Genomic DNA, 11612 nt, shown 5'->3' on the forward strand with positions numbered 1-11612 from the left:
AAGAATTAGAGACAATAGACGTAAAGCATAGTAAAAGTTCAAAAAAGAAAGATAGTATCTGAGTTATAACCATCTAAAAAGTTTGATTTATATATACGAATTCTAAGATTAAGAGGAGTATAAAAAAACGAACCTCTATCCTTTATTGTTTAGCTTTTGCAAGCGAAAACAATTATAAAACTTGTTTAACATAGAAATCTATATATTTAGACTTAAAAAATCTAATTCATCCAAAAGTATATGAATCAAACAAAACCCCCATGGTACTTTCTTTTTCTGGTTATTTTAGCTGGGGAATCTGTTTTTATTCTTCCATTTGTTCTTTCACGAGTATTTAGACCAACGGTACTTGAGGTATTTAACTTAGACAATGTTCAGTTAGGTATATGTTTCTCTATTTATGGAATTGTAGCTCTAATATCCTATCTTTTTGGAGGTACATTGGCTGATAAGTTTCCTCCAAGAAAATTGATTGCAACGGCACTATGGATGACTGCTTTGGGAGGGTTGATATATGCTAGTTTCCCTAACTATACAGTATTAAAAGTACTTTATGGTTATTGGGGGTTTACTACTATATTTTTATTCTGGGCTCCCATGATCAAGGCTACTCGTGTCTGGGGTGGCATCACTTCTCAAGGTAAAGCATTTGGGTTTTTAGACGGTGGTCGGGGATTGGTTGGTGCTCTATTCGGAGTCTTGGGAGTATTTATTTTTTCACTATTTATTACTTCAGAAATTTCTGAGGTGACTACTTCTGAAAGTAGAGCTGCTTTTAAACATGTAATCTTAGTATCCTCTGGTATTGTTGGTATTGTAGGAGTATTGGTTTGGTTATTTATGAAAATGGATCATACATTAGAAAAACAAATTATACTAGAGAAAATCACAATATCTCAAGTGCAAGAAGTACTACGCTTACCTTCTGTTTGGCTACTCATGATTATTATTCTATGCGCTTATGTAGGCTATAAAATTACCGATGTATTTTCACTATATGCTCAAGATGTTATGCTATATGATCAAGTACAATCTGCTCAAGTGGGTACATTTTTGTTATTTATTCGACCCATTATTGGAGTTTTTATTGGAATATTAGCCGACCGCTCACAAACTACCTTTTGGTTACTTATTAGCTTTATAGTTTCTTTCTTCGGAGCATTATTGTTTGCCTCAGGCATAATTTCAGATTCTGTAACAGTTTTATTTTTTATATCAATTTTAGTGGTAGCAACGGGAGTGTATGCAGCTCGTTCTTTATACTTTGCAGTAATGCAGAGAGGAAAAATTCCATTAGTTCTTACAGGAACTGCTGTTGGGATTATTTCTCTTATAGGCTATACTCCTGATATATTTGCAGGACCCTCAATGGGATACCTTCTAGAAAATTCACCTGGCCCAGAAGGGCATCAACATGTATTTTGGATGTTAGCTTTGTTTTCTTTTATTGGAGGCCTAGCTGCCTGGTATTACTATAAATTATATAGCATACAAAAAAAGTAATTATAAGAAGGTTTCAAAAAATTAATTACTGATTTTTTCTCTCGCATCAAAAAGCACAAATTGATACTCACTCATTAATTATAAAACCCATATTAACTACAGCTATGTGTATCAAACGTTCTTATAGCGTGTACTCGACCCCTAAGTTAAAAACTGATGTTTTTATAGAATTGTCCCTTTCAATTAAACTAAAGAAAAATCTACCATTAATCCCAAAATGATTGGATAATCTATAACCTGTCCCTACAGTTAAACCTAAATCAAATTTATCATATTCTGATGAAAAAGGTAAAACATTAATATCTTGAAACTGTTCAAAGGGGTCTTCTTTAATTTTTTGTTTACGGTCAATTATATACCCAAATTGAGGCCCCATTTCCATATAAAAATCATTCGTAAATGAATATTGTACTATAATAGGTACTATAATTGTAGACTCATTTATATTGACCTTAAAATCTGAAGCTATAGGTACTTCATTAGCCCCTCCTCTAATCTCAAAACCTTTTGCCAAAAATTTGGATCCTTGCATTGCAAAAAGGACCTCAGGTTGTATTTTTATTTTTTCATGGATGTTTATGTTTATAAACCCTCCAAAGTAGAATCCAAATTTTCTTCTATATTCAGCAACATTAATTCCTGCAATAATCACATCAGGAGTATATTTTGCATAATTCGCCCCTCCTTTCAATCCAAATTTTGAATTAACTTCTTGTCCTTTAACAGAAACTACCCATAATACAAGTACTAACCCCAATAATAAATTCCTTTTCTCCATTTTCTATTTTAATCTTATTCAATAGATATATGTCTTAAGTAACAAAAATGTTACTCCTATTAAGATATTTAATAATATCCAAAATGCATATAATTGTTGAGCATAGTGATAAAAAAACCACGACAGCTATTGTCGTGGTTTACTATTTTAGAAATAATGCTTCTTAAAATTCTCTATTCATATCCCAGGCTTCCAGGTAGTCTTTTACTCGTTGTACAAACTGTCCTCCTAGTGCACCATTAACAACTCTGTGATCATAAGAGTGTGATAAGAACATTTTATATCGAATACCGATAAAGTCTCCTTCTGGCGTTTCAATAACAGCAGGAACCTTTCTGATTGCTCCCAGAGCCAAAATACCTACTTGTGGTTGATTGATAATTGGCGTACCCATAATACTTCCAAATGTACCTACATTAGTTACTGTATACGTACCACCTTGTATATCATCCGGTTTTAAAGCATTATTACGTGCTCTATTTGCAAGATCGTTAACCGCTTTAGTCATTCCTACCAAATTCAATTGATCTGCGTTCTTAATTACCGGTACAATCAAATTACCATCAGATAAAGCCGCAGCCATACCCAGGTTAATATTTTTCTTTTTGATAATTGTATCTCCAGAGATAGAGATATTCATCATTGGAAAATCTTTAATAGCTTTAGCAACTGCTTCCATAAAAATAGGAGTAAACGTAAGGTTCTCTCCTTCTCTCTTCATGAAATCTCCTTTTACTTTCTTTCTCCAGTTCCAGATATTGGTTACATCGGCTTCTATAAATGACTGTACATGAGCTGAAGTCTGTACAGATTCGACCATATGATGTGCAATAAGCTTACCCATTCTGGTCATTTCTATAATCTCATCTTCTCCTGATGCTACTACCGGTGCTGCTTTTGAAATTTCTTGCTTTTTAGCAGGAGCAGCTGGTTTTGCTTGTGCTTCTTCTTTTGCAGGCTGTATTGCTGGTTGTGTTTTTATTTTTCCATTTTTGCGGTCGTCTACAAATTGTAAAATATCATTTTTGGTAACGCGACCATCTTTACCTGTTCCAGAAATAGCTTCTAATTCATTCAATGAAACATTTTCTGTTGCAGCAATATTCTTTACTAATGGAGAATAAAACTTACTACTTCCAGAAAAATCAGTTGCATTTCCTGCTACTGCTGTTTCTGTCATTTGCGTTTCTAATACTACCGCTTCTTTTGGAGTTCCCTCAACTTTAGCAGTAGTTTCTTGTGGAGTCGAATCTACAGCTCCTTCACCTTCAGTTTCTATTACAGCTATAACTTGGCCTACCTGTACTACATCATCAACATCAAAAAGTTTTTCTACCAGTACACCTTCTACCTCACTAGGTACCTCACTATCTACCTTATCAGTCGCTATTTCAACAACTGCATCATCTAATTCAATAGTATCTCCAACCTCTTTTAACCAAGTTGTTATTGTTGCCTCTGCAACACTCTCACCCATTTTTGGAAGTTTCAGCTCAAATTTTGCCATATTCTTAATCAAAAGTGTTTATAAGTTATGTTTTTTGCGAATTTAATTAAAATTCAGCTTAAAAATTATTTTTTTCGTATTAAAATTTACTTAATATCTATATCTTCAAGTTTACAGATACTTCTAAATATATGCAAATCAAGGACTCTTTAATGCATTCTCAAAAGGAATTCGATTAAGTATACTTCTTCCCAAAGTAACTTCATCTGCATACTCCAGCTCATCATTAACACCAATTCCCCGGGCAATAGTAGAGGTTTTTACAGGTATTCCTTCCAATTGTTTATACATATAGAAGTTAGTAGTATCCCCCTCCATCGTTGCACTTAATGCAAATATTAATTCTTTTACTTCTCCAGATTTAACTTTCTCAATCAAAGAACTAATATTTAATTCTTGTGGACCGATACCATCTAATGGGCTTATCTTACCTCCTAAAACGTGATATAATCCTCTAAATTGACCTGTACTCTCTATAGCCATTACATCCCGTATATCTTCTACAACACAAATGATTTCACGGTTTCTACCTGGATTACTACAGATATCACAAATATCCGTATCACTAATACTATGACATGTAGAGCAAAATTTAATATCCTCTCGTAATGTCCCCAAAGCTTTTGTTAAATGTTGGGTCTGGGTTTCTGGCTGTCTAAGTAAATGTAATACTAATCGAAGTGCTGTACGTTTTCCTATCCCTGGCAATTGAGACATTTCATAAACTGCGTTCTCTAATAATTTTGAAGAAAATTCCATAGCTCGACAAATTTAGCGTTTTTAATGGTGAACTCCGCCCAGAGTTCCACTCTTTAAACAAAAAATTATGTTTTTATATCATAATGACATTTTTTATCCCTATAACCTTAGTAGCTAATCATAAAAGATAATTACAGGGGGTAAAATGAAAGTTTTATAACGATTAGGAAAACTCGACTTAAATTTAATTTTGAGATATAAACTATGATAATCTTAACTATACAATTAAGGCCTTTTTGTTACTTTTACTGCAAAAGTAAAAGTAATGTTAGATACTCTTTCTGAAGAAACACAGCTTATTTTAATGATCATAGTCATTGCTATCTTATTCGTAGCAGTATCCTGGAATACCAAACGAAATAAAAATAAACTGTATGATCGTGATAAACGTAATTTTAGACAGAATTATCAAAAAAAGAAAAAGAAGAAATAACTATAGCTGTAACATGAAAAAAACATATGTTAGAAAGGCTACATCAAAAGATATAGAATGGATAAATAACACCTATCAAAACATAGATTTTGTAGCATCAGATTTTAATACCGAATATATTGCTTTAGCAGAAATTGAAGATGTAAAATGTGGGCTGGGAAGAGTTGTCAATATTGATGAAAACAACTTAGAATTAGGAGGAATGTATGTATTAGATCAATTTCGAGGAATGGGAATTGCAGAGAAAATCATCCTGCATTTATTAAAAAATCATGAGCAACATAAAAAAATATGGTGTCTTCCTTTTGAACATCTTCAAAGCTTTTATAATAGGTTTGGTTTTCTAGATCAAAAAACACACGATTATAAAATTCCGGATAAAATATATGCTAAACACAAATGGTGTAATCAAAACTATACTAAGGATGTACTTTTATTAGTTAAGTAGTTGTCATCCATTAAAACAAACATGTAATTCGATGAAAATATATACTAAAACAGGTGATAAAGGAACCACAGCCCTTTTTGGTGGCACCAGGGTACCTAAACACCATATTCGTATTGACAGTTACGGTACTGTTGATGAACTTAATTCACATATCGGGCTTATCAGAGATCAAAAAATTGATGAACTCAGCAAAAAAATATTAATTAATATACAGGATAAACTCTTTACAGTTGGAGCTGTTTTAGCGACTGATCCTGAAAAAGCTATATTAAAAAGTGGGCAAAAACGGCTAAATATACCTACAATTTCTACAGAAGATATCGAGTTGTTAGAAAAAGAAATCGATAGAATGAACGAATCTTTGCCACCAATGACACATTTTGTATTACCTGGAGGACATCAAACTGTGTCATTCTGTCACATTGCTCGCTGTGTATGCCGAAGAGCAGAGCGTTTAGCAACGGCACTGTATGAAATAGCTCCTTTTGAAGAAACAACATTACACTACTTAAACCGACTATCTGACTATCTTTTTGTACTGGCACGAAAGTTGTCCTTCGATCTTAAGGCAGAAGAAATTGAGTGGATTCCTAAAAAGAATTCTTAAAATTTAATATCTGTTAAAATTAGTAAGGGAAGCCCCCTAAAAATTCACGTTCTTATAATTATTGTTTAAATAATTGATTTTTTACTTGACTTTTTAAACTAAAAAATTATTTTTGCAAAAAATTAAACCAGTAAACATATGTATTGGACTTTAGAATTAGCATCTTATTTAAGTGATGCACCTTGGCCAGCTACAAAAGACGAGCTAATAGATTATGCAATTCGTACTGGAGCACCTCTGGAGGTTGTAGAAAATCTACAAGCAATTGAAGATGAAGGAGATTCGTATGACTCTATAGAGGAAATATGGCCTGATTATCCTACCGACGAAGATTATCTTTGGAATGAGGATGAATATTAAAAAAATGAAATAGTATTAAAAGTCTCGCAAGAGGCTTTTTTTTTGCGTAAATTATGCCACTTTATGGCTATTTACAGCTCAAGAGTATTGTATAATATGACCACTTAGGTCCTGAGATAGTGATAGACTTCAGATATTGAGGTCAAATTTGAATGTTCCTTTATTATAGGAAACCAATTAGTTTCGTTTTGAAATTAAAATCTCATTAAACACACAACCATAAAATTATGGGAATTTTAGATTCTGTATTAAAAGTATTTGTTGGAGATAAATCCAAAAAAGATATTAAAGAAATTCAACCAAAGGTCGAATTGATAAAACAAGCAGAAACGGCTCTTGAAGGCCTTTCTCATGATGAACTGCGTGCTAAAACTGTTGATTTTAAAAATAGAATAAATGAAGCTCGCACAGAAATCAATACCAAAATAGAAACACTTACCGAGGAAGCTAATAACACAGAAGATATTGATAGAAAAGAAGATATCTATGGTGAAATCGATAAATTAAAGGAAGAAGCGTATGAAATCACAGAAAAAGCGCTAAACGATATTCTTCCCGAAGCCTTTGCCGTTATAAAAGAAACTGCAAAACGTTTTACTAATAATGAAAGCATCGAAGTTACGGCTTCTGCTTATGACCGAGAACTCTCTGGCACCAGAGATCACATTACTCTTGATGGTGAACAAGCCATTTGGGCAACAAGTTGGGATGCTGCTGGTAAAGAAGTAAAATGGGATATGGTCCATTACGATGTACAGCTTGTTGGTGGTATTACACTACACGAAGGAAACGTAGCAGAGATGCAGACAGGAGAAGGAAAAACCCTGGTTGCAACACTCCCTGTATACCTTAATGCACTATCTGGTAATGGTGTTCATCTAGTAACTGTAAATGACTACCTTGCTCGTCGTGATAGCGAGTGGATGGCTCCAATTTTTCAGTTTCATGGGCTTACTGTAGATTGTGTTGATAACCACAGACCTAACTCTGCAGAACGTAGAGCAGCCTATAATGCAGATATTACTTACGGAACCAATAATGAATTTGGTTTTGATTATCTACGTGATAATATGTCTCATGCTCCAGAAGATCTGGTACAACGTCCTCATAATTATGCAATTATAGATGAAGTAGATTCTGTATTAATTGATGATGCCCGTACACCATTAATTATTTCTGGACCAATACCAAAAGGAGATATCCATGAATTTGATGAGTTAAAGCCTAAGATTGCTGATATCGTTTCAGTACAACAAAAATACCTTACTACCGTTTTAGCTGAAGCCAAAAAATTAATTAAAGAAGGTGACGCCAAAGAAGGAGGTTTTAAATTACTACAAGTATACCGAGGGATTCCTAAAAATAAGGCCTTAATTAAGTTTTTAAGTGAGGATGGCGTAAAAATGCTACTTCAAAAAACAGAAAACTTCTATATGCAGGATAATAACAGAGAAATGCATAAGATTGATGCAGATCTGTATTACGTAATAGAAGAGAAAAACAATCAAATAGATCTTACCGATAAAGGTGTAGAATATCTTTCGGGAAAAGATGATCCGGACTTCTTTGTACTACCACAAATTGGTATGGAAATCGCTAAAATCGAAGGCTTTGAATTATCAAAAGAAGAAGAAGCAGAAAAGAAAGAAGATCTTTTTAGAGATTATAGTGTAAAAAGTGAACGTATTCACACTTTACGTCAACTATTAAAAGCATATTCCTTATTCGAGAAAGATGTAGAATATGTAGTAATGGATAATAAAGTAAAAATTGTTGATGAGCAGACAGGTCGTATTATGGATGGGCGTCGATACAGTGATGGATTGCACCAGGCTATTGAAGCCAAAGAAAATGTAAAGATTGAAGATGCAACACAGACTTTTGCTACGGTGACACTTCAGAACTATTTCCGTATGTACGGTAAGTTGTCTGGTATGACAGGTACTGCAGTAACAGAAGCAGGAGAGCTTTGGGAAATCTATAAACTGGATGTTATAGAAATACCAACCAACAGACCGATTGCCAGAAAAGATATGGAAGATTTGGTATACAAGACCAAACGTGAAAAATATAATGCCGTAATAGAACAAGTTACAGAGTTATCCCGAGCAGGAAGACCAGTATTAATTGGTACCACTTCTGTAGAAATTTCAGAATTATTAGGACGAATGCTTACGATTCGTAAAGTACCGCATAATGTATTGAATGCGAAGCTTCATAAAAAAGAAGCCGATATTGTTGCCGAAGCTGGTAATGCAGGTGTAGTTACTATTGCTACCAATATGGCTGGTCGTGGTACAGATATCAAATTATCTGATGAAGTAAAAGCTGCAGGTGGACTTGCAATCGTTGGTACAGAACGTCATGATTCTCGTCGTGTAGACAGACAGTTACGTGGTCGTGCCGGTCGACAAGGAGATCCAGGTAGTTCTCAGTTCTATGTATCTCTAGAAGATAACCTGATGCGTTTATTTGGTTCTGAACGTATTGCCAAAATGATGGATAGAATGGGACTAAAAGAAGGAGAAGTAATCCAACATTCTATGATTTCTAAATCCATAGAAAGAGCCCAGAAAAAAGTAGAAGAAAATAATTTCGGTGTTCGTAAACGATTATTAGAATATGATGATGTAATGAATGCACAACGTGAAGTTGTATATAAACGTCGTTATCATGCTTTATTTGGAGAACGTCTTCGCGTTGATATTGCCAATATGATCTATGACACTGTAGAAGTGATCACAGAAGGAAATAAAGCTGCTCAGGACTTTAAAAATTTCGAATTCGAATTGATCAGATATTTCTCTATGAGTAGTCCGATTTCTGCAGAAGAATTCGAAAAAATGGATCCTCTAAAAATTGCAGGAGAAGTTTATAAAGTTGCTTATGAGCATTATCAGGATAAAATGAAACGTAATGCAGATGCCGCATATCCTGTAATCAAACAAGTATACGAAGATCCTGCCAGTAAGTATGAAAGAATCTTAGTACCATTTACAGATGGAGTAAAAAGTATAAATGTTGCTACCGATTTGCAAAAAGCATATGAGTCTGAAGGAAAACAACTTATTACCGATTTTGAAAAAAATATTACACTTGCTATTATTGATGATGCCTGGAAAACACATCTTCGTAAAATGGACGAGTTAAAACAAAGTGTACAATTAGCTGTTCATGAGCAAAAAGATCCGTTATTAATCTATAAGTTTGAAGCTTTTGAGTTGTTTAAAGCCATGATTGAAGAGGTAAATAAAGATGTGATTTCATTTTTATTTAAAGGAGAATTACCAACAGGTAATACTCAAGACATTTCTGAAGCTCGCCAGGTGCGAAGAAAAGAAAACCTAGAAACTTCTAAAGAAGAAATTCCTAATATGGATGAGCGTGCGGCACAAAATAAAGCTGCAGGACAAACACAAGGGAGACCACAGGTCACTGAAACTATTGTACGAGAACAACCAAAAATCGGGCGTAATGATAGAGTAACTATCAAACATGTGATGAGTGGTGAAAATAAAACAGTAAAATACAAACAAGCAATCCCACTGATCGAAAAAGGAGAATGGGTACTTGTGAATGAATAAATCATTTCTTATGTAAACACGAAAGCCGGAAGAATAAACTTCCGGCTTTTGTATTTATAATTTTTATTTCACTTCATATTCATCATAGAGCTACTTACTCTCATTTTATATTTTTACTTTCTCATACAAATATGTTATATCATTGAATAATCGAGTAAGTTCATTACTCATTTTATAGATTTCCTCATCCGTAAATTTTTGATTATTCAATTTATCTCTATTTTTTTTGATCATATTCCATTGAGAAAAAGTCAACCCTATTTTTTCATCAATTTCAGGAGTATTAAACTTACAAATCAAAAATTTATTAATTGCTCCATCCAATTCATGAAAAGCGTTATTAAGCATTTGATAAGAGTTTTTATTTTTCAATTCCATTTGATTCGCATAATAATAAAATGCCAATCGTTGTGAAAGCATTCGTTGTCTTCCTGATATATTTATGATTCCTTCTAATTCTAATCTGTCTTCGACTAAATAAGACTCATTTATATCATCTTTAATGCTTTGAAAAGAGTTTTTAGACTCTATAATAATAGAAGACACCACTGCATCTGCAGCTTTAAGGAGATCTGTATTTGTTTCTATTACTTTTTTTGCATTATCATAACTCGGTTGAGTTTCAATGAGTATTTTAAATTCTTTCCATATTTCATTAACTCTAGTTAACTTTTCAATAGTTCCCTTAAATTGGGTGTTCTGTAAAAGAACTCGGTTTTGTTCTTCAAAAATAATCTTACTCGATAATAAATCTCTCTTCACTTTCACATCATTAGCATTCTTAAGTAAATATAAATATGCTTTAGACATTTTTTGAGTAAGCATACGTTGCTTACCCGAAACATTAATAGCGTTGTTAAATGACAATGATCCATATTTATCATTTAGTTGTGCATGAAGGCTCAATGAACTGGTATACACTAATCCTATCACAAATAAAATTAATATTGATCTGTGGGCTTTTGTTTTGTTTTTCATCGGTATTGGCTTTAAGGTTTTGTTATTTAGTTTATAATTCTCAAACAAATTATAAGAAGTAAATTTTATCTTCATTTTTTTGGGGTTTTCTTATTGATTTACGGCGCAAAAATATTTCAGACTATGTTCCAGAAATATGATTTTTATCAGTACATAAATACTTCTAAATAGATATACAAGCGTCAAATCAACTGTAAAACAGCAATAATTTTGAGTTTTATTTTTATTCAAAATGCAATTTTATATTTCCATGAAACCCTTTTTAAGAGTATCTAACTACAAGTAGAGTGAAAAATGGTTTTTATATCTATCAAAGTGAATTTATATTACAAATATTAATGCAAAACTATTTCTCTTAGATAGAGGCTAAATAGCATGTATTTATACACCGCCCACCCTCCTTTAATCACTTAATTATCTCGAAGAAATTAAAGAGTATACACCAATAAGAATATTGATTACCCATAAAATAAGTGTTCGGGTTTCTATAAAATACTGGTAGGGTGGCACTTATATTCTCATTCCTATTACCATACTTTTAACACCATAACTAATTAATAAATATAAATTAATCATGAAAACACAAACTCATTTTAAAAGAAACTACCTAAGCATAAGGCATTTGGTCTTATGGTTTTTATTGTTCTCCTGTTGG

General features: G+C 33.0%; 10 protein-coding genes. 6 read left to right on the top strand and 4 right to left on the bottom strand.

Going from position 1 to position 11612, the window contains the following annotated elements; translation table 11 throughout:
• Positions 1-240: 240 nt before the first annotated feature.
• Positions 241-1503 (top strand): MFS transporter, encoded by a 1263-nt coding sequence (locus tag Z054_RS0117320; RefSeq protein ID WP_024771308.1) that lies wholly within the window; start codon positions 241-243, stop codon positions 1501-1503.
• 121 nt (positions 1504-1624) lie between these two features.
• On the opposite strand, the gene Z054_RS0117325 is transcribed toward Z054_RS0117320, so the two are convergent.
• The 3 genes from Z054_RS0117325 to recR form a co-directional block, all read right to left on the bottom strand.
• Positions 1625-2281, bottom strand: a complete 657-nt coding sequence (locus tag Z054_RS0117325; protein WP_024771309.1) for a porin family protein — start codon at positions 2279-2281, stop codon at positions 1625-1627.
• Between the two features lie 163 nt (positions 2282-2444).
• A complete protein-coding gene (locus Z054_RS0117330; protein ID WP_024771310.1) occupies positions 2445-3788 on the bottom strand; it encodes a dihydrolipoamide acetyltransferase family protein in 1344 nt (447 codons plus the stop codon).
• A gap of 138 nt (positions 3789-3926) precedes the next feature.
• The gene (recR, locus tag Z054_RS0117335) at positions 3927-4547 is read right to left on the bottom strand and encodes a recombination mediator RecR (RefSeq protein WP_024771311.1); all 621 of its coding nucleotides are present in this window, start codon (positions 4545-4547) and stop codon (positions 3927-3929) included.
• Between the two features lie 265 nt (positions 4548-4812).
• Between recR and Z054_RS32155 the strand changes: the two genes are divergently transcribed.
• From Z054_RS32155 to secA, 5 genes are all read left to right on the top strand, one after another.
• The gene (locus tag Z054_RS32155) at positions 4813-4980 is read left to right on the top strand and encodes a hypothetical protein (protein WP_167549788.1); all 168 of its coding nucleotides are present in this window, start codon (positions 4813-4815) and stop codon (positions 4978-4980) included.
• 13 nt (positions 4981-4993) lie between these two features.
• Positions 4994-5428, top strand: a complete 435-nt coding sequence (locus Z054_RS0117345) for a GNAT family N-acetyltransferase (protein WP_024771312.1) — start codon at positions 4994-4996, stop codon at positions 5426-5428.
• Between the two features lie 31 nt (positions 5429-5459).
• Entirely contained in the window at positions 5460-6035 is a 576-nt protein-coding gene (locus tag Z054_RS0117350; protein ID WP_024771313.1) for a cob(I)yrinic acid a,c-diamide adenosyltransferase, read from the top strand.
• Between the two features lie 138 nt (positions 6036-6173).
• Positions 6174-6395: a DUF2795 domain-containing protein gene (locus Z054_RS0117355; protein ID WP_008272287.1), complete on the top strand. Its 222-nt coding sequence runs from the start codon at positions 6174-6176 to the stop codon at positions 6393-6395.
• A 227-nt stretch (positions 6396-6622) separates the two neighbouring features.
• Entirely contained in the window at positions 6623-9979 is a 3357-nt protein-coding gene (secA, locus tag Z054_RS0117360) for a preprotein translocase subunit SecA (protein WP_024771314.1), read from the top strand.
• A gap of 105 nt (positions 9980-10084) precedes the next feature.
• On the opposite strand, the gene Z054_RS0117365 is transcribed toward secA, so the two are convergent.
• Complete coding sequence (locus Z054_RS0117365; protein WP_024771315.1) at positions 10085-11032, bottom strand: type IV pili methyl-accepting chemotaxis transducer N-terminal domain-containing protein; 948 nt, start codon at positions 11030-11032, stop codon at positions 10085-10087.
• Between the last annotated feature and the right edge of the window lie 580 nt (positions 11033-11612).

It is taken from the genome of Aquimarina macrocephali JAMB N27 (genome assembly GCF_000520995.1).
Lineage (GTDB): Bacteria > Bacteroidota > Bacteroidia > Flavobacteriales > Flavobacteriaceae > Aquimarina > Aquimarina macrocephali.